15 protein-coding genes are annotated in these 20,312 nt (G+C 66.1%); 4 read left to right on the top strand and 11 right to left on the bottom strand.

All coding sequences use genetic code 11. The features are described 5' to 3' along the window. Position 1 precedes the first annotated feature (1 nt). The 10 genes from RMP10_RS09355 to RMP10_RS09310 form a co-directional block, all read right to left on the bottom strand. Complete coding sequence (locus tag RMP10_RS09355) at positions 2-502, bottom strand: DUF3341 domain-containing protein (RefSeq protein WP_309670352.1); 501 nt, start codon at positions 500-502, stop codon at positions 2-4. Further along, complete coding sequence (gene nrfD, locus RMP10_RS09350) at positions 502-1,905, bottom strand: NrfD/PsrC family molybdoenzyme membrane anchor subunit (RefSeq protein ID WP_309670351.1); 1,404 nt, start codon at positions 1,903-1,905, stop codon at positions 502-504. Before nrfD ends, RMP10_RS09355 begins: the two co-directional genes overlap by 1 nt. An 11-nt stretch (positions 1,906-1,916) precedes the next feature. After that, positions 1,917-4,961, bottom strand: coding sequence for a molybdopterin-dependent oxidoreductase (locus tag RMP10_RS09345; RefSeq protein ID WP_310570065.1), 3,045 nt, complete (start codon positions 4,959-4,961; stop codon positions 1,917-1,919). Positions 4,962-5,047: 86 nt separating this feature from the next. Next, a complete protein-coding gene (locus RMP10_RS09340; protein WP_310570064.1) occupies positions 5,048-5,665 on the bottom strand; it encodes a cytochrome c3 family protein in 618 nt (205 codons plus the stop codon). Positions 5,666-5,891: 226 nt separating this feature from the next. Next, the gene (locus RMP10_RS09335; protein WP_310570063.1) at positions 5,892-6,770 is read right to left on the bottom strand and encodes a hypothetical protein; all 879 of its coding nucleotides are present in this window, start codon (positions 6,768-6,770) and stop codon (positions 5,892-5,894) included. Beyond that, a complete protein-coding gene (locus tag RMP10_RS09330) occupies positions 6,767-7,615 on the bottom strand; it encodes an amidohydrolase family protein (RefSeq protein WP_310570062.1) in 849 nt (282 codons plus the stop codon). The genes RMP10_RS09335 and RMP10_RS09330 overlap by 4 nt, the downstream gene beginning before the upstream one ends. A 1-nt stretch (position 7,616) precedes the next feature. Further along, on the bottom strand, positions 7,617-8,858 hold the full coding sequence (locus tag RMP10_RS09325; RefSeq protein WP_310570061.1) for an aminotransferase class III-fold pyridoxal phosphate-dependent enzyme: 1,242 nt from the start codon (positions 8,856-8,858) through the stop codon (positions 7,617-7,619). Beyond that, positions 8,855-9,703 (bottom strand): RNA methyltransferase, encoded by an 849-nt coding sequence (locus RMP10_RS09320; protein WP_310570060.1) that lies wholly within the window; start codon positions 9,701-9,703, stop codon positions 8,855-8,857. Before RMP10_RS09320 ends, RMP10_RS09325 begins: the two co-directional genes overlap by 4 nt. Before the next feature lie 87 nt (positions 9,704-9,790). Then, a complete protein-coding gene (locus tag RMP10_RS09315; RefSeq protein WP_310570059.1) occupies positions 9,791-12,625 on the bottom strand; it encodes a heparinase II/III family protein in 2,835 nt (944 codons plus the stop codon). Next, a complete protein-coding gene (locus tag RMP10_RS09310; RefSeq protein WP_310570058.1) occupies positions 12,622-14,181 on the bottom strand; it encodes a peptide ABC transporter substrate-binding protein in 1,560 nt (519 codons plus the stop codon). The genes RMP10_RS09315 and RMP10_RS09310 overlap by 4 nt, the downstream gene beginning before the upstream one ends. Before the next feature lie 54 nt (positions 14,182-14,235). On the opposite strand from RMP10_RS09310, the gene RMP10_RS09305 reads away from it, so the two are divergent. Both RMP10_RS09305 and RMP10_RS09300 read left to right on the top strand, forming a co-directional pair. Then, positions 14,236-15,216, top strand: a complete 981-nt coding sequence (locus RMP10_RS09305; protein ID WP_310570057.1) for an ABC transporter permease — start codon at positions 14,236-14,238, stop codon at positions 15,214-15,216. Further along, complete coding sequence (locus RMP10_RS09300; protein WP_310570056.1) at positions 15,213-16,061, top strand: ABC transporter permease; 849 nt, start codon at positions 15,213-15,215, stop codon at positions 16,059-16,061. Before RMP10_RS09305 ends, RMP10_RS09300 begins: the two co-directional genes overlap by 4 nt. Here RMP10_RS09300 and RMP10_RS09295 read toward each other — a convergent pair. Beyond that, a complete protein-coding gene (locus RMP10_RS09295; RefSeq protein ID WP_310570055.1) occupies positions 16,053-18,728 on the bottom strand; it encodes a glycosyl hydrolase-related protein in 2,676 nt (891 codons plus the stop codon). The two genes, RMP10_RS09300 and RMP10_RS09295, sit on opposite strands and share 9 nt — an antisense overlap. 210 nt (positions 18,729-18,938) lie before the next feature. Here RMP10_RS09295 and RMP10_RS09290 point away from each other — a divergent pair, with 210 nt between their 5' ends. Next, complete coding sequence (locus RMP10_RS09290) at positions 18,939-19,574, top strand: VTT domain-containing protein (RefSeq protein WP_309670339.1); 636 nt, start codon at positions 18,939-18,941, stop codon at positions 19,572-19,574. A gap of 71 nt (positions 19,575-19,645) precedes the next feature. Next, complete coding sequence (locus RMP10_RS09285) at positions 19,646-20,248, top strand: superoxide dismutase (protein ID WP_309670338.1); 603 nt, start codon at positions 19,646-19,648, stop codon at positions 20,246-20,248. Positions 20,249-20,312 lie beyond the last annotated feature (64 nt).

Here is a 20,312-nt window from a genome sequence, read left to right as displayed (position 1 = left end):
CTCAGGCTTCACGCCGCACCTCCACTGCACCGTGTTGGCGCAGTAGTTCTTCCGCTTGGCCCGCCTTGTTGGCGTCGCAAGCGATGAAGATGCCGAAGTATCCGCCCGAGAAGCGAGCGTCATACCCCGACGTGGTGCTGAGGCGCGGGATGCGCGAATTGATGAACATGCCCGCAACGGTGGACAACGCGCCGACGAGCACCATCACTTCGAATCCGATGATGGTATACGGGATCCACGAGGCGATCGCTTTGCCACCGACAACGAGGGGCCAGTAGGTAGACGACCAGATGGCCACCCAGTAGCCGAAGCTGACGCCGAGAAGGCCGCCAATCAGCGTGAACCGGCGAACGACGCTTTGCGGGGCGTCGATCGCATGCTCGAGTTCGTGACGAATGGTCGGCGAGTAGACCGTGACCTCACCCAATCGCTTCTTCTTGAGATCTTCGATGGCCGCAACCGTCGTATCGATCTCATGAAATGCTCCGACAACACCCTGCATCAGTGATGCCCTCCGCCTTGGCCGTGCTTCACGCGCGGCGCGACGATTTCCTTGAGCTCGGCAATGGCCATCACGGGCAGCTGCTTGACGAACAGCAGGAACCACATGAAGAACCAACCGAACGAACCGACGAGGAACGCCATGTCGACCCAGCTGGGCGCATAGCTACCCCACTGCCACGGCTCGAACTCATGGGAGAGTGACGGCACGACGATGACGAAGCGCTCGAACCACATGCCGAGGTTGATGAACAGCGACAGCACGAACAGCCACGTGGGATTGCGGCGGAGCTTCTGCGACCAGAGCGACATGGGAAGGGACATGTTGCAGAGCAACATGATCCACGCCGCCCACCACCACTGACCGAACACGCGATTCCAGAAGAACTCCTGCTCCGCGCGGACGCCGCTGTACCAGGCAATGAAGAACTCGATCATGTACGCACACCCGACGACCATCGACGTGAAGAGCACGACCTTAGCCGTGGCGTCGAGGTGATTGAGCGTGATGTAGTGCTCGAGCTTGAACCACTTTCTCATCGGGATCGCGATCGTCCACACCATCGCGAAGCCGGAGAAGATGGCACCAGCCACGAAGTACGGCGGGAAGATCGAGGCGTGCCAACCCGGTGTGAGCGCCATGGCAAAGTCGAACGAAACGACTGAGTGCACGGAGAGCACGAGCGGGGTGCTGAAGGCGGCGAGGAAGAGATACGCCTTCGCGAAGTGACGCCATTCCCGGTCGCTGTTCCGCCAGCCGAGCGAGAGGATCGCGAGGATCCGCTTGCGCGTCGGGTTGGTTTCCTTGTCGCGGAGCACCGCGATGTCGGGGATCAGGCCGATGTAGAGGAACGTGGTCGAGATCGTGAGATACGTCGAGATGGCGAAGACGTCCCACACGAGCGGCGACTTGAAGTTCGGGAACAGCAGACGCCAGTTCGGATACGGCAGCAACCAGAAGAACTTCCACGGGCGCCCGATGTGAATAATCGGGAACAGACCGGCCGTCATGACCGCGAACACCGTCATCGCCTCAGCGGCGCGGTAGATCGATGTTCGGAAGCCAGCCCGGAAGAGAAACAGGATGGCCGAGATGAGCGTACCGGCGTGACCGATACCAACCCAGAACACGAACGTGATGATGAAGTTACCCCACATCACCGGCGGCTCGTATCCGGCCTGACCGAGTCCCCAGTAGATCTGATAGATCCACGCGGAGGCGCCGATCAGCATCGCCAGAACGGCGACGCTGAGGCCCATGAACCACTTCTTCGTAAAGCCGAGCGTCGCGATGATATCGCGGTCGACTTGCTCGTAATCCTTGACGGCGGGGAGCTGTACGTCGGCCGACGGAATGTTCGGCCCACGAATGCCCTCACGCACCGGATATCCTACGGATGCCATGTGCGATGCCCTCAGGCCTGCGCCGGGGATGCCGGCGCCGGATAGTTGACCTTCTTGAGATAGACCACGGCGGTGAACGTGTTCAGCTCTTCGAACACGTGGTAGGCACGACGGTCATAGGCGAGCTTCGCGACGGTCCAGTTTTCGTCGGCCGCGTCACCGAAGATGATGGCGCGAGACGGGCATGCCTGTGAGCACGCGGTCGTGAACTCATCGGGCTTGACCTCACGGCCTTCCGCCTTGGCGCGGTGCTCGGCTTCACGGATACGCTGCACACAGAACGTGCACTTTTCCATGACGCCCTTGCCACGCACGGTGACATCGGGATTGAGGCCCCAGTGCATCGGTTCCGGCCACGCGTACTGCTTGCGATCCGGCTCACCGTATCCGAACCAATTGAAGTACCGGACCTTGTACGGGCAGTTGTTGCTGCAGTAGCGCGTGCCGACGCAACGATTGTAGACCTGCACGTTGAGTCCATCGGGCGAGTGATACGTGGCGTACACGGGGCACACCGGCTCGCACGGCGCATTGCCGCAATGCTGACACATCATCGGCACGAAACGCGTGTCGAAGTCGGGCGAGAACTCGTTCTCCGTGTTCTCGTTGCCTTCGTAGTAGCGCTCCAGGCGAATCCAGGCCATTTCACGGCCCTTGATGATGTTCGCACCCGGGCGCTCATCCCACACCGTCGGGCTGAGGGCGCGACCCTGATAGGGCGCGCCGACCGTCGGGATGTTGTTCTCGCTGTAGCAGGCCGTGACGCATGCCGAGCAACCGGTGCAGCGCGCAAGATCGATGGTCATCGCCCAGCGGCGCTTCTCCATCTTCTGCACGTGGTCGGGGGCGTACATCCCGAGGTCCTTCGCGTTCGGATTGGCCAGCTCGCCCTGCGCGTCGGCCGCGATCGGCGACTTGAGGCCCGCTTTGAAATCCTGTGACGGCAATCCGGGGATCGCGTGCTCTTCGTGCTCGCCTTCTTCCGCTTCCTGCCCAAGCAGCGCTGCCAGCGTCATGGCCTGACCGATGCCACGGCCGTGCTGACGGGCGGAGCCTTCCGTGGTGACCATCTGCGACGTGTCCGCCAGTACGGTGACCTTCCCCTTGGTCCCCGAGAGCGTCAGCGCGCCAGAGGCATCCCAACCGCTCGTGACGAGATCGTAGGCGTTGACACCGATGTTCTGGGCGAAGCGGCCGTAGGCCGTGTGACCGAGGCCGAGCGAGATGGCGACGGTGTCGGGACGCACACCCATGTATCGATACGCCGGTGCGGTGATCTTGCCCGCAGACGTCTCAACGGTGAGGTGCTGCCCTTCGACGAGGCCGAGCTTCTTGAACGTGGTAGGGTGGACTTCCACCCAGGACTGCCACGCGATCTTGGTGACGGGATCGGGGAGTTCCTGCAGCCACGGCTTGTTGGCGCCGCGACCGTCACCCAACGTGGGCGACGGGTAGACGTGCACGAAGTAGTCACCGGCACCGGCATCCGCGGCGGTGGCCGTCGCGGTCAACGTGCGCGTCGCGGTCGCGATCAGCGGTGAGCCGCTGATGGTGGCCTTGGTGAGCGCGGTGGTGAAGGCCGACCCTCCGCCCGGGAACTGACCGATGAACCAGCCTCGGTAATCGGCCGCCGTGTACTTGGCAGCGAGCGCCTGATCCTTCTTAGCGAGCGCAATGAGTACGTCGGCAGTGGCCTTCGTGTCGAAGACGGGTTCCAGCGTGGGCTGCTGCAGGCCGATCTGGCCCTGCGCGGTGACCGCGTCGCCCCAGCTTTCGAGCCAGTGATTATCGGGGAGAATGAGATCGCACAGCTGCGCGGTTTCGTCGGGGACCGACGTGAAGGACACCTTGAACGGCACCTTGGCGAAGGCGGCGGCGAAGCCGGCCGACTTGGGCATGGTGTGCGCCGGGTTGGCTCCGCGCACGAAGGCGAGGGGCACACTCCCGGTGGCCATCTTCGCCACCGCGCCCGCCAGATCGGCGTACGAGGCGAGACCATTGTATCCGGCATGACCAGTGGCAGGCTTGATCGTGACACCGACCGCCCCGGCCTTCTTGTTGATCTCAGCCGCCATGACACCACAATCGACGGCATTCGCGGTCGTGAGACCGCAGATGGCCATGACTCCGGTACCCGCATTCGCCACGGCCTTGGCCAGTGCTTCGAGCGTCGCGACCGGCACACCCGAGACATCGGAAGCCGCTGCCATCGTGCCAGACCCCGTCAGGGCGGCACAAATCGCCATCTCGCTGCCCGGCTTCGCGGCGATCCACTGATCGGCGTTCAGGCCGGTGAGGGAGCGGCGCGCACCGACGTAGACGAGACGCGGTGCACCTTCGAGCTTGGCACGGGCGTCGGCCCAGTCGAGCTGCTGCGGGACACTGTGCCCCCAGCCGTCGAGGAAATCCGCACCGAAGCTGATGACCAGCTTCGCGGCGTTGAAATCGAGCGCGGGCCATGAGGCGCCGTACGCCTTCTGATTGGCCGCGATCGTGGCCAGTGGCGCGGCAGAGTCGACGCTCAGGTGCGCCGGCATGCCCTGCGCCGAGAGCCACTGATCGAGGAAACCCGGGAAGGTGCCCGACTCATGCTGATTCACGAACACGACGTTGGACGCCTGCGTGCGGCTCTTGACCTCGCCGATTTTCTGGGCGAGCAGCTCGTACGCCTTGTCCCACGTGGTGGGCTTCAGCGCGTTGCCCTCGCGAACCATCGGCGTCCGATAGCGATCGGGATTGTACAACCCCTGCACCGCCGAGAGGCCAGCGGAGCAGATCGCGCCGCGGCTCATGGGGTGGTCGGGATTGCCATCCAGCTTTATCGGACGGCCGTCGCGGACTTCGGCCATCACGCCGCAGGCCGTGGCGCACTCGCGGCAGGTGGTCGCGTAATACTGCGACACACCCGGCACGGTGTTGTCGGGTGATGCAACGTACGGAATGAGCTTCCCCACCTTTTCGGAGGAGCAGCCCACTACCGCGGTCGTCGCACCCGTGGCGCCTAAGATCTTGAGGAATTCTCGGCGCTTGACGCCGGTCCCCGCTTCAGTGCTCATGCAGTCACTCCGCTCCGGGCGGCTGCACAGGGCATGCGGCGCGCACACTACGCGCCGTGGCCCCGTGGTGGAGGGTCAGATGACGATCAGTAGTGGCAGGTTGCGCAATCGTATCGCGCTTTCTTCGGCGGCGCTGCGAGCAGCTCGGGCGTGACCGGCATTCCGGCCAGGCGAGCCCCTTCAGCGGGCTTGTAGCCCTGCACGTGACAGTTGATGCACCAGCCCATGTTGAGCGAGTTCACCTGCTGCACGGGTACGTAGTTGGTGTCGGGTCCCTGAGCACCCTGCTTTTGGATCTGGCCATGGCAGGTTTGGCAGGTCACACCCGCGTTGACGTGACGCATGTGCGGGAACTGCACGTAGTCAGGCACTTTGTGGACGCGGTTCCAGGGGATCGCCTGCCCCTTCGCATAGAAAGCCGCGACCTTCTTGATCTCCGGCGCCTGCGGCTTCACAATCACGTGACAGCCCATGCACGTGGAAACCGAAGCGTTACCCGGATCGGGCGCCTTGTTCGCCGCGCTGTGACAGTACAGGCAGTTCATGCCAGCTTTCGCCACGTGCGGCGCGTGAACGAACTTGACGGGTTGTTCGACGCGCAGGCCTTGCGACGACGATGCGCCGCTGTAGGCCGACAGCAACGTGGCCGCTGCCGCAAGCGCGAGAAACGCAGGAATCACCGTCCACTTCTTCTTGACCGTCATCGACTTTTGGGCCGGGAAGGCGTTGGATGCGGAAGACACACGTCACGCACGACCCCGACACTGCGCACGCCCCGAATATTCTGGTGACGAACCGTAGCCGTAGTCATGCGTGTAAGTCTGTGTCAACCCGATTTTTGCAAGCGGGAAGTATGCCCGTCACCGTATTTGTACGCAAGTGTTCGCATGCTATAACGCGACGGTTTGCTGGAACTTTCCGCTTGCAGCATCAACGATTTGTTCGCAACGCGGTTCCCGCGCCGTGTTCGGGCTCGAGTCTGGACTGAGCCACCTGCTGCGCGGCCTCGAAAATCGTGCGGCCGTTCGCAAAATTCGGTTCAGCACGCGGGGACGAAGCGTGTTGCGGTAACAGGTCAACGAGGGCCCGCGACTGCTGCGTCAGGCGCAACGGCCACCAGCTACTCCAGGCCAGCCGCTCGGCGCCGACGGTGGCTACGAGGTGCGCAAAATGATCCTCCGGCGGTCCCCACACCCACCCGAAGTCGTAGAACACGCGCTGCTGCTCGAGGGGGGTGAGTCCCCAGTGCGTTTCTTCGATGAGGTCGCGACCGGCACCGGCAACGACGAGATGACATCGGGATCCCGCGAGTCGCGCGATCGCTCTTAGGGTCGCCGCCGGCACGTCTCCAGCGGAGTCCATGGGATGACGCTGACGCAGATCCTCGAAGCGGAGCGTCACGTGCAGCGCCACGCCGGCTTCACCGCAGGCAAACGCCAGCTCCGCCATTGCCGGATGACCGGATCCGAGGCCCCACTGCGCCGGATAGGCCCGCACCGCAGGCGCCCCCGCATTCACGGCATCGCGCAACATTTCCGTCCAGCCAGGCCAGTCGGGGCGGACGATCGGTGCCGGATGCAAGACGCCGGCGAACGGCGCCAAGGCCGCGTACAGTGCCCGATTGGACGGCACGGGATCGCGGAAGAAGGCGCCGGGCAGATGCCCGACCCAGGCGCCGGCGAAGCCTTCGCGGTCGAGGACACGAACCAGAACGTCCGGGTCCGGGTGCGGCACATCGCGGAACGGATAGCCGCCGATCCAACTGGTCACATCGATCGGACGGGCGTCTGGCACCGAGGCCGTCCTCATGCGGTCGCTCCCGCCGTTGGGCGCGCCGTGGACAGCGCGGCGGTGAAGGCGCCGTCCGGAAAGATCCGCACGGCGTTTCGCCAGCACATGTCGGCCAGATCATCCTCCGATGCGCCGGTAAACGGCAAGGCGCGCAACTTCGTAAGCCCGGTGCACAACGTCAGGTCGGCCGCCCATAGCAGGCGACGCGCCCCGACCCAGCGCATGGCCTCGTCGATCATCCCACGATCAATCCCGCTTCCTGACAGATCCATCACGATGTTCTCGACGTCTCGAACCGCAGGATTCGTGTGCGCCCAGTCGCCGCCGCCGCCGATATGCGCCAACAGGAATGTCGCTCGGGGATGACGCGCGGCGAGTCGCGCCAGCTCGATGCCGTCCGAGGCGTCCTGATTCGGCCAATCGCGGCGGCGGTGCTGCCAAATGTGTTGCAACACCGGCACGCCGAATTGCGCGGCCGCGGCAGCGATGTCGTCGAGAAGCGCATCGTCGGCGCGACGGCCGGCCGCGAGTTTGATGCCGATCGCGCCGCGCGCGATGCCGCGCTCGATCTCGGCGAGCGCATGCCCCGTGTAGTTCGGATTCACGGCAACCCACGCTTTCACGCGCGGTGACTGTTCGTCCGCAAAATCGAGCATCCAGTCGTTGGCGCGCGTCTGGTCGTCGGGCGAAGCAAAATAGGTGGGCGACGTAGCGCCCCACGACCCGAGCACGGAGGCCACGTGGCACACGACACCGATGCGATCGCCGGCATCGAGGCGGGAGGCATTGTATCGCGGCCAGTCACCGCGGTTGGTATAGGGCGTGTGAAAGTGCGCGTGTACGTCGATCACCATGGTTGTCATCTCAGTCCTCGACGCGTCGTGGTCCGGGGAGTAGCGCCTGCATGATGTGCGGCATGAGCTCGCTCACCTGGGCAAGCACCGCCTCATCGTGCGCCACGGCGCCGAATTGATAGGCTCCGCGTTTCAAAAGCAGTCCGTGGCGCGCCGCAACGGAGACGAGGGCGTCCAGCTGATCGGGCGCGTCGGCCAGCAACCGCCACATCGTGGGCGGTCCGTCGGCCTGTACGCCGACCCACGGCGACTCCGTCAGCGCCGTACCGATGATCTCCAAAAGCATCCCGCCGGCGGCGGCCATGCGCTCGGGAACGTCGGTGCGCTCGTGCCAGTCAAGTACCGCCTTCGCGGCGGCAAGTCCCGTACTCTCCGTGGCGGCGGTCGACGAGATCCAGGTGCGCTGCGCGGCGTCCATCACCGCGGCTCGTCCGACCACGGCCGCCAAGGGATAGCCATTCGCCATGGCCTTGCCAAGGGTGGTGAGATCAGGCGTGACACCGGTGAGTTCCTGCACCCCGCCCGTGCGCACGCGAAAGGCCGTCTTGACTTCATCGAAGATGAGGACGGCGCCGGTGCGGTCAGCCAGTCGTCGAGCCGATTCGAGCCAAGCGACCTGCGCGAGCTCGTGCACGAGCGGCTCGATGATGATCGCGGCGAGTGACGCCTCGTGGAGGGACACCGTGCGCTCGAGCGCCGTCAGGTCGTTGAAGGGCACTCGGGTGACGGCGTGCTGTACAGTCGTGGGAACGCCGATGGCCTCGCTGCACCAGTCGAGCCACCCAAAATACCCGCAGGCAATAATGTGCTCGCGACCGGTGAGTGCGCGCGCGAGCCGGATGGCGGCCGCATTCGCTTCGGCCCCCGTGCGCAGGAAGCGCACTTGTTCCGCCGACGGGATCACCTGCACAAGCCGCTCGGCCACCTCGACTTCAAGCCGGTGCGGGAGCGCGGACACATTCCCGTTGGACGCCGCGTCGATGACCGCGCGGGTAACAGACGGGTCGGCGTACCCGATACCGACCGCGCCCAGCGCCATTCCGCAATCGATGAATCGACGCCCATCGGGCGACCAGAGCGAGCACCCCTCCGCCCGTTCGAAGTGCGTGGGCACGGCCGGATCGAAGGCTCGCGTACCGTAGAGCACCTCCGGGCGGCGGCTCCCTGTCGAACTCCCTCCGGGAATCACATCGGCAGCCCGTGAACGCCAGTCGTCGTCCGGCACGCCGGCGAAGGGAATGCCTCGAGTCACGACTCGGTCCCAACCTCGTGTGGTGCGTCGGCGGGTTGCGATTCGGTCCGCACGGCGGCTTCGCGGGCCACGGCATGATTGGCGAGAGCGCGCTCGACGGCGAGGCGTGATTCGCGCTCCACGGTGCGCAGCACTTCGATGCTGGCCGTGCGCACGAGCAACAGCTCCCGGGCGTCGGGCTCCGCCCGAAACAGCAGCGCGCGCATCGAGCGCATGATCAGCTCAGGGCTGCGCGTCTTGAAGTACGAGAGCGCTTCGAGCGCCTTCTCGGCGTCGCGAAAGGTCAGCTCGAATTCTTCCATCGTCGGCGCACCCTTGGCGTGCTTCGGCCCCGCGAGCTTCTTGGTGGCGTCCCCGGCCAGTACGTGGCACTCGTACAACGCAAGCAGGCAGGCCTGCGCAACGTTGAGGGAGAAGTGCTCGGTGGTGGGAATCGTCGCGACGGCGTGCGCACGATCGAGCGCGTCGTTCGGCAGCCCATGATCCTCGCGGCCGAACATGATGGCGACGCGGCCGAGTTGCGCATGCGCGAGCAAGTCCACGGCGGCGGTGCGCGGCGTGTGGCGCGCCCACTTGGCGGCGCGACGCCGTCCCGAGAACGCCACCACGTAGCGGCAATCCGCAAGCGCGTCGTCGATCGTGTCAAAGTGGCGAATGCGGGCCACGACATCGCGCGTATCGTGGGCGATCTGCTCGATGCGATTGAGGTCGTAGTGACACGGGCGGATCAGACGCAGGTCCACCGCACCCATGTTCTTCATCGCGCGCACGACAGCGCCGATGTTGATAGGATCCTGCGATTCGTACAGGACCACCGTGACGGCGGTCATTACAGATTCGGACATCCGACGGGAATTCGAGGACCGTCCCCCCCGGCGCGGGGATGACAGAGGCATACGAGACGTCGTGTCCCGCCTGGTGAAGATAGCGGCTCAGCGGCCCGAGAGTTGAGGCCCGCGACCGGGATGGAGCTGAAGGCGCACGACGCGCGCCTGCGATTGTCGATCGCCGCGCAGATAGGAGTAGGCCGCCGCAGATGGCAGGTCGGCACGACGTCCGCTGAGCACGAGCTGCCCGCGTCGACGGACGCGATCGGCCGGACGCTCGTTCACCACCAGATCGAAGGCGATGGAGCCGTCGGGCGCTGTCGGCAGATCGCTGAGGCGCCACTTGAAGCGCACGCGCCATCCGCCGTCGCCGGGGAGCGCCGTCCAGGTCGCGTCGGGGAGCGGCCACTCCCCAGGGACCAGGCGCGTCATGTGCACCGTGTCGTCGGACGGCGTACAGAGCGCGGCCTGCGCCCATCCGTCATGCGAGGCGCCCCAGTACCACTGCACGCCGTCGGCGTTCACCTGTGCCCGCTCGTTATCGAGCGGGTTGCCACCACCGTCTGGCGCCACGACCTTGCCGGTGTTGGCGACGACCTCGAGGACCACGTGCGGTCCGTCGACGGCGACATGCACCGTGGCGGTCGGGCTCCCGCTTTCACCCCAGTCCTGTTCGGTGCGCAGATACTGCGATGCGCCAAGAACTGCGTGCAGTGGCAAGGCGCGCGCCCGATCCGGTAGCGCGACGCGCTCGGACTGGGTGACCGCCGCCGTCGGTAGGTCGATGAGCCCTTCGAGATCCACGCTACTTCGCGCGTGGCGCGCCAGCAATTCAATGTGCCATCCGTGCGGCGCCGGTCCGTGCACCGCCGTCGTGCCATCGGCGCTGGTCACGCGCGCGAGCGGTGCGCCGTCGTCCGTGGCGTTGATCACGACGTGTTCAACGACAGGCCGCGCGTCGGACGGCTGCCAATACCACACCGACACCAATCGTCCGGAGGCTCCCTGGAGCTCCACCGCATGCCGCACCGTCCCGCTGCATCCGGGGGCTCCGGGCACGCGGGCCCTGATGAGAGTGGCTCGCACGTTCGCCGCGAACTGCAGGCGCGCGCCGACGCGTTGGCTCGGCGTACCGTCAGCGTTAAGCGCGATCGCGTCGACGACCGCGGATCCGTCGACGCGCACCGACTCGACCTGCTGGAGGAAATCGAAACCGTCTTCGAGTCCGCCCGCGCCCGTGCGCGAAGCCGTCGAAAACGCGTTAGGGGCGACACGACGCGCGTTGCCACAGAGCGGGAGTGTGATCGTGATGTCGTCGGCGGCGTCCTGCGACGTCGCATCGCGCTCCCACTCGAGCACGTCGAGGCAGTACCCCTCGCACACCACGACGGTACGGGTCGCGTGTACGCCCTGCCCGATCATGGCACGCTTCCGCATCCATCCCATGCCGCCGCGTTCTTCGAAGCCGAGCAGCGTCGCCGTGGCAGGCGGCTGCGACGCCCCGTTCACGAGCGGCGCATGATGCGCCAGCGTGCTGCGATACCAATGAAGCGTACGCTCGACGTAGCTGCCGGTGCCCGGATCCTGCAACCATCGCTCGTCACCCGTCTGCAGCGACAAGCCCAGGCGATCCGGATGTCCGTGTCCGCTTCCGGAGTGGCCACCCTCAAGCGCGACATAGACGTTCCCCTGTTCGCGCCGCAGCACGGCGAGTCCTTGCGAGGGCAGCAGCACGCTGGCCGGTGCCCATTGCCCCTCGTGCACCGGCTGGGCCGACGCCATCAGGACCGATCGCCACGACAGATCGGCGCGTGACAGCGACGTCGGCCCTTCATTGCGCTCGGCGTCGGCGGTGGAGCGAGCACGCGCCGTGGACTGCCGCTCGATCGAGCCGTCGTACAGTCGCGACAAGAGACCGGCGAGTCGTGGATCGGCCCGATGGGCATAGCCGAGTTCGCACCACTCGGCGAATCGCCACTGCCGGATCGAGACGGCATACTGCGAATCCCGCCGTGACGGGAGCGTCTCATCGGGGAGCAGCCCCAGAAACGGCGTCATGAAGCCGGCGGCGTACCGATCGCCGAGCGACGGGGGAAGCGACAACCCGGCAGCGGTGAGTAACTGCATGCCGTACCACAGGCCGCGGTGCGCGAAGAGATGATAGTTCTCTCCCTCGTACCACGTGCCGTCGGCGAGTAGTCCCTGCTCCAGTAACGTGCGCAGCTGTTGATCCGCATCGAGGCGACTTTGGAAGGCCGGCTGGTCGTCGAGCACCCGGAAGGCCGACAACACCGCGACTTCATTCCACACTTGTCGGTTGGACGTGCCCTCGTGATACGAGGCGATGAGCGAGGCACTGGGCGCGATCAACCGATCACGCAGTCGCCCTCCGACCGTATCGGCTCCGGGCGCCATGGCGGCATCGAGCAGGTCGAGCGCATGACAGAGATTCAGCAGCCAGATCGACTCGAGATAGGTGCTGAAGAACGGGCGCGTCGGGCCGAGCACATTGTCGCGATTCGGCCAGTGCTCGTAGCGATCGGCCATCTCCGCGAGGATCCGCAACGCGAGCTCGGCGTGACGCTGGTCGCCACGCAGGGCGTACAGCGTGGCGGCATGCACCGCGCGCTCGGCGGTGTAGAGCTGCGCCCCCATCGCCCACCAGTCGTCGTGCTCGACGCCAGTGTACGTGCGTGCACACCGCTCGCAATAATGCGCATGCGGCGACCAGGGATCGAACTCGAGCAACCGCCCGTGTACCGGACACCGTCCACCCACTCGCGTGAGGCGAGCTTTCTGGCGAGGGATCGGGAGTTCGCGCTGCATGAGCGGCTCGAGTTCCATCGCGAGGCCGTTCACGGTGGGCGCAAGCGACGATCCATCGGCGGTCTCGAGGCGACGGGCGTCGAGATCGAGCGGCAGCAATCGGAGTCGCTTCACGGGGTGTCCTGACGCGTCCAACGCGCGACGGAAACAAGCTCACCACGCAGATCCATATGTACACCCTTGAGTTTCCGCGAGCGCCCCTGCACGCCACGCGCGTGGAACAGCCACGCGACCGGCATGGCCGCCTCGAGTTCTGCCGCCACGGCTCGCCATGCGGCGGACGCAGCGTCGGGGCCGGCACCGCGTGCGGCGGCAAGCTGGCGGTCGAGCTCCGCGGTGTGCAAGCCGGTGTAATCGAGTGCACCGCCGCGCTGTGCGGTGGCGAACATCGCCGAGAGGTGCCCGAGCGCAATATCCCCAGGAATGCCGGTGAGCACGACATCGAATTGCTTGACCGGCGCGCGGACGGTCGCGAGGAACGACGAGAGTTCCATCACGCGCAGCGTGAGCACGACGCCACGCGCGGCCAGGTCCGCCTGCACGAGTTGCTCGACGGCCATGTCGCCGCCACCAACGGTGAGTAGTGTGACTTCGAGCGGCACGCCGCCTCGCGTGCGCACGACGCCGGCCTGGCGGCGCGTCCAGCCAGCGGCATCCAGCAACGAGTCGGCCTGCTTCGTGTCGAGGACCGGCGCCTCGGCGACTGAGAACGGTAAGCCGGGCGGAATGGCGGCGGCCGCCGGCGTGGCGTAGCCGGCGACCGCCGCGCGCACGAGGCGCACGCGATCGATGGAGAGACTCAGAGCGCGTCGCACCCTGGCATCTGCGAAGGGTGCGCGTGTGGTATTAAAGGCCAACACCGTGGAGAAGAGCGCCGGTGGCGTCATCAGCATGAGCGATGGATCGCGCTCCACGAGATGTGCCATCGTTGGTGACACGCCGGCCACGTCGAGTTCCCCGCTGACGAGTCCAGCGAACTTCGTGGCGGCTTCGTCGACGACCGCGACCACGATCTGCTGCGCGTTCGGCGGCCCGCCGAGTGCGGGCGGAAAGTCAGCGTTCCGCGCGAAGCGCCACTGGCGGCCAGGCGTTCTCGACACGAAGCGAAATGGGCCATTGCCCACCGGCGCCGTCGAAAAGGGGTGCGCGCGCCAGCGCGCCCGTGGTACGCTGTCGAGCACGTGCTGCGGCACGATGGGCAGCTCGGCAAGCACCGTGGGCAGTTCGGCACGCGGATCACGAAACACCACGCGCACCGTGCTGTCATTCAGCGCCAGCACGCTATCCATCACCGAGACATCGCCAGCGCGCGGTGAGCCCAATGCGGTGTCGCGCGCGGCCGCCATCGTGAAGGCGATGTCGGCCGCTGTGGTGGGCGCGCCGTCGTGCCACGTGAGGCCGACCAACAGCGTGAAGGTGACCGCCCGTCGGGACGCGTCCCACTGCCAGGAGCGCGCCAGATAGGGTTCAGGCTGGAGAGCGCTGTCGAGCTTCACCAGCGTGACGAACAGCGCGTGTCGCTGCAGTTGCCGCGACAGCGGGTGCACCGTGACGAGCGGATTTCCCGACTCGAGGTCGGCGCCGGACGCCATCACAATCGTCCCTGCCGGGCGATCGGGGCGACCACAGGCCACGGCACCTAACACCGACAGCGCGGCGATGCTCGCCACAATCCATGGCCGCGCGCGGGTTGACGTCCTCGCTCCACGAGGCATCATCCTCACGTGCATCGTCTCTCGTCACGCGTGCTCGACGCGCTCCTGCTGCTCTGGCTCGTCACCACCATCACCTTCGCGCTGATCCATCTGGCACCGGGTGATCCGGCGACGTTGTTGATCTCCCCGACGGCATCGGCCGAAGAGGCGGCCCGACAGCGGACCGCACTGGGGCTCGATGCCCCACTCCCGTTGCAATATGCGCGGTGGATCGGTGGCGTGCTGCGCGGCGAGCTTGGCGAGAGTCTCGTCCGTGCGGAACCGGTCACGCGCGTCATCGCAGATGCGTTGCCAGTGTCGCTGTTCCTCGGGGGGGTCTCGTTGCTGGCCAGCTTCGTGATCGGGACGTTGGTGGGCATGCGGCAGGCGTTGCGCGCGTCGCGGCGCGCGGACCGTGTGATCACCGCCCTCATGACGATGATCTATGCCGCGCCGAGCTTCTGGCTGGCGCTGGCGATGGTGACACTGTTTACCTCGGGCGTGGTGTGGCTTGGCCTGCCGGCGTCGATGCGATTGCCGGCGTTCGGCATGCAAGACCCGGCGGCGGACCCGGCAGCGTTCGGATTGGCCGACCGATGGCGGCACGCGGTGCTCCCCCTGCTCGTGCTGTCGTTGCCCGGTGCGGCCGGGGTCTCGCGGTTCGCACGCCGCGCCCTGTTGGACGCGGCTGGAGCGCCGCATGTACAGGCCGCGTATGCGCGGGGCCTGACGCGCGGCGAGGTGGAGCGGGCGCACGTGCTCCGCAACGCGCTGACGCCGTTGGTGGTGCTCTTCGGGCTCACGCTGCCTGGCGTGATCGCCGGTTCAGTATTCGTGGAGCAGGTCTTCGCGTGGCCCGGCCTCGGGCGCACGATGCTGTCGGCCATCGCGGCGCGCGACTATCCCGTGGTGCTCGGTCTGACGCTGGTCTACGCCGGCGCCGTGGTGATGGCCAACCTGCTGGCGGACCTGATTCTGCTGCGGCTCGATCCGCGACGGCGTGCGACGTGACGAAGAACAATATCAGGCCTGCAGCAGCGCCGCGGTGGGCCGTTGGCGTGCTGGCGGCGATGGCGATCGCGTCGGTTCTGGTGCCGGCATTCGCGGTCGATGGCGCACGCGACATCGGCGACGTGTTGGCAACGCGTCTGGTTGCGCCGTTCTCGCGTGATGGCCACGGCGTGTGGCATTTCCTGGGTACGGATGCGTTCGGCCGCGATCTGTTGGTGCGTCTCTGGACCGGCGCGCGTATTTCCTTGGGCGTCGGCGTGGCTGGATCGGCCCTCAGCGGCGCGTTGGGCATCCTGCTCGGCGCAATCGCGGGATGGCGCGGCGGGAGCGTCGATCGGGCGATCGTCGCGCTCGGCGATGCCTTGTTGGCGATTCCCCGACTCGTGCTGCTGCTGGTGATTGCGTCGCTGTGGGGGCCGGGACTCGGCGTCGTAATTTCCGTACTCGGACTGACCGGATGGATGTCGGTGATGCGCCTGGTGCGGGCCGACGTGCAGGGCGTACGAGTCCTCGCTTTCGTAGAGGGGGCTCAGGCGCTCGGCGTACCGTCCTGGCGCGTGCTGCGGCGCCACGTGCTGCCGAACGCCTTGAGCAGCGCGTTGGTGGCGATCACCCTCGGCGTCGGCAACGCCATTTTGCTCGAAAGCGGCCTGTCGTTTCTCGGCCTCGGGATTCAGCCACCGGCGTCAAGTTGGGGCAACATGATCGCGGGCGGACGGGAGTGGCTCTTGGTTGCTCCTTGGATCGCGCTGGTGCCCGGTGTGGCGCTGGTCGCTACGGTGGTGGCCTGTACCGTCGTGGGTGACGCATTGGGCGACCGCAGCGTACGCGGCGACTTACGCTAGCTGCTCAACCGTGATGTGCAGCGTGACGATCTCGCGGGGCCCAGCGAGAAACGCGACGCGAGCATCCCGCCGCACGGGTGATTCCAGCGGCGTTTCATCGAGTCGACAGCGCGTCACGATCCACGGTCCATCGTGAGGAAGCTGCCAGTGCCCCTGCACTGCATTCGCAGAGAGGTTGACGGCGCGTAGTATGATCCCGTCGCCGCGCTGCGCGAGGGTGACGGCGGAGACTTCGAGTCCCGTCCCATGAAGTTGCGGACCGGCGATCTGCGTCGGCGTCGGCGTCGGCGGCACGTCGAGATCCCGCCAGGTTTCACCGCATAGCGGAAGGAGCAGCGCATCGGCCGCGCGACTGACGGTGTCGAGTCGATGGGGACCATCTTCGTGCAGCATGAGACCGACGCGTGCGCGGAAACCACCGAGACTCTGCGAATCAGGTGTGGGTGACGGCCATCCGGCGTGACCGGGACGCTCAGGAAGATCACCGCGTGAGAGTTCGCCGATGGCGCGCACCAGCGTGATCGACAACGCGCCAGCGGCGGACTCCGCTTCGGCGAGACCGTCGGCGAACATCGTTACGGCGTGGCCGTGTGATAACTGCGTGGCCCAACGATGCATCGGCATGGAGGGTACGACGGCTTCACGCGAGTCTGCTGGAGCGCGCGGCACATGGCGTTCCACGGGACCGAACGCCGCGTCGGCTACGGTGACGGGGTCTGCGAAGTCGGTGCGCCACTTCAGCTGTAGTCGGTGATTGCGTCGTCGATTCATCCCGCTCACGTCGCAGCGCAACAGTTCGGCCGCCGCATCGACCACCATCGTGGTGTGCACGCGAATGTCCTGCGTGGCAGACTCCCACGTGAGCCGCACGGCAGCGCGCAATGGACCGCGATGCTGCACGACGGTCTCAACGCAGGTCAAGCGCTCGGGATCACCGCGTACCGATGGTGTGTAGCTGTCCCCAAGATCGGCGATACTCTCGATCGACAGCACGCGCTCAAGACGACGTCCGCCCTGCTCGAGATCGACGTGCCCCTCGCGCACCGTGACGCGAACGCGGTCGTTTTCGAGTACGACGTCCGTCGCCGACTCAACCACACGAACCGTGGATACCTCGTCGTGGTGCACGCGGCCAGCGTCGACGTCCGGCGCCGTCGCGAACACGCGAAGGCCGAGGGCCGGCACCTCCGGTATCCACGCGACGACCCGGTGCACGCGCACCAGATCGTTGTCAGGATAGTGCTGTGGAGACTCTCGTCGTTGGTGTGCTACCAGCGCGCCCATCCACTGCAGCGGCACGCCCGACACGAGCGGTCGCCATGAGTCACGGCCGACGTCGATCGGCGTCGTTTGGGCACTGTCCGGACCGACCCCGACGTCGGCGAGTGTTTCAATAAGACGAAGTTCGGCCACTCCACCGCGTGCCGTCGCCGCTCGGTTGCGCACGACCACGGCCTGTTCCGTGGCGGCGCAGATGGCTCGCGACCGCGCCGCCACGACGTCCTGCTGCAATGCCAGACTGAGCGCGGCGTCGCGAAGACCTCGCGTCTGTGACCGTACGCGGTCCTGACGTGCATCCATTGCGCGGGCCACGCCGTCAATCGAGCAGCCGCAGAGCGTGTCGTGCGGATGCGTCTCCAGCAGCTCCTGCCACGCGACATTCAGCAGCGCGGGCAGCTGGGCGAGTGTCACCGTGCCATTCGATGCGATCGCCCGCGCACGGGCGGTCGCGTGATGCAGCCACGACAGCGCCATCCACGGCTCGACATCGCGAAGCAACGCGCGCTCGAGAATCGCGTTGCGGCGCTTCTGCTGCGCGCGTGTGCCGAGCGTTCCTCCCAAGGTCCAGGTGTAGCCGTAGGAATCGCGCAGTTCGCCCTGCACCACCGGCAGCTCCGTATCGCGACACGCCCGCTGGAAGCGCACGGCAAACGCGCTGAGCGCACTACGCTGCACGATGGCTTCCGGAGCAGCCGCGTGGCGCACGGCGGCCAGCGCCTCGATCACGTCGGGCTGCAGTGCGTGATGATCGGCGCCATTGAGGAGCAATACAACGCCAGTGCGATTGCGCGCGACCAGCACGTCGGATATGTGCCGCCAACGCGCCGCCGCCGCGTCGTCCTCGACCGGCAGCGCGCTGCCGAACTCGTAACCATCGGGAGGCAGATGATACGCGGCGACCGACGCACCGTCGGCGGCTCGCCAACGAAAGGCGTCGGAGGAGGGATGTGACGCGCCGCCGGCACCGCGCCACACTATCGCCGTCTCGAATCCATAGCCCGCTGCGATGCTCGGCAGCGCGGCCGGGTGCCCGAACGTGTCGGGGCAGTAGAGAACCGGTGGCGGCGCCGCGCCGAGACGACGGATCACGCGACGCCCCGCTTCGAGATTACGGAGGATCGCCTCCCCGGAGGGAATCAGGTTGTCGGCCAACACGTACCACGGCCCCGCCTCGAGCGAGCCGGCCTGCAAGCGCGCGCCCAACTCAGCTTCCCGCTCAGGGCGCACCGTCAGATAGTCGAGCAGCGTGATGGCCTGCCCGTCGAGCAGAAAGGTTTCGCCGTCGTTCCTGCGCTCGAGTACGGCGTCGAGGAGCGCCACCAGCCGCTGACGGAATCGCGCTGCCGTGTGGTACCACTCCCGGTCCCAATGGGTATGGGAGACCACACACACGTGGAGCGGGGTCGCGCTGGGGCGATCAGAGGATGTGGCGCGCACCGCGGGAAACTACCTCGCGGACCGAGCCAGCGGCCAGTTCGCGACCCGGATCATGCCATCTGCTGCGCCGACGGTTGACCGCAACGTCGCCTCCATCGACCTTTCGGCTTGGTGAATGACTCACGCCGTTTTCGTTCTCGTCTGTATCCGGATGACTGCTTGGATTTTCTGACCGAGTTCTACCAAAAGCTTCGTGACCTCCCCGCCTTGGTACAGTGGGCCGGGTACGTCGGGCTGACGATCATCATCTTCGCGGAGACGGGACTGCTGGTTGGCTTTTTTCTACCTGGCGATTCGTTGCTGGTCACTGCCGGCCTGCTGGCGGCGGACCCGGCCTTCGGGCTGAACGTGTGGCTGCTGGGGCTGATTCTGACCGTGGCGGCGATCGTCGGTGATACCGTGGGTTACCACGTAGGCAAAGCCACGGGGCCGCGTATCTTTACCCGCGAGAACTCGCTGTTCTTTCACAAGGACCACCTGCTGAAAGCGCAGGCGTTCTACGAAAAGCACGGTGGCAAGACGATCATCATTGCGCGCTTCATGCCGATCGTGCGGACGTTCGCGCCGGTCGTGGCCGGCGTCGGCCAGATGCGGTACGCATCGTTTCTTGCGTATAACGTGGTTGGTGGCGTGCTGTGGATCTGGAGCATGCTCATCACGGGGTACGTGCTGGCCAAGACGGTGCCCGGCGTTGCCAGGCATGTCGAGAAGGTGATTCTGGTGGTGGTGTTCCTGTCCATTCTGCCGGGCATCATTGCCTGGTGGCGCAATCGCGGGGCGCAGGCCAAAGCCTGAGGGAAAAAGCCCGACGCGCCGTCCGGTTGGCGCTCGATTCGTACTCACGTCATACTGAAGGAGTCGTTGTCATGGCCCACGTTCTTCCGCCGCTTCCGTACGCGCTCGAGGCGCTCGAGCCGCACATCGATGCACAGACCATGAGCATTCACCATGGCAAGCATCATCAGGCGTACGTCACCAACCTGAACGCCGCGATCGAAAAGGCGCCCGAGTTGGCGTCGTGGTCGATCGACGAGCTGTGCAGCAAGATCAACGACGTGCCGGAAGCGGTGCGTACCGCCGTTCGCAACAACGGCGGCGGTCACTGGAATCACTCGCTGTTCTGGCAGACGATGGCGCCGAATGCCGGTGGGGAGCCCACGGGCGCGCTGGCCGAGGCCATTGCGAAGGCGTTCGGATCATTTGCCACATTCAAGGAGCAGTTCCAGGCCGCCGGCATCGGACGATTCGGCTCGGGGTGGGCGTGGCTGGTGTCCACGAACGGCGCCCTGTCGATCATGAGCACGCCGAATCAGGACAACCCGCTCATGGAAGGCAAGCATGCACTGCTTGGCTGCGATGTATGGGAGCACGCGTACTACCTGAAGTACCAGAACCGTCGTGCGGATTATCTCGCGGCGTACTGGAACGTGGTGAACTGGGCGGAAGTCGCGAAGCGCTTCGCCGCCTGATTCTCAGCGGGTGGTAACGACGAAGGGGCGCCGTGCAGTCACGGCGCCCCTTCGTCGTTCCGAT

Origin of the sequence: Gemmatimonas sp., assembly GCF_031426495.1 — a bacterium.
In the GTDB taxonomy this organism is placed as follows: Bacteria; Gemmatimonadota; Gemmatimonadetes; order Gemmatimonadales; family Gemmatimonadaceae; genus Gemmatimonas.
This window is presented reverse-complemented; position numbering and strand designations above follow the sequence as displayed.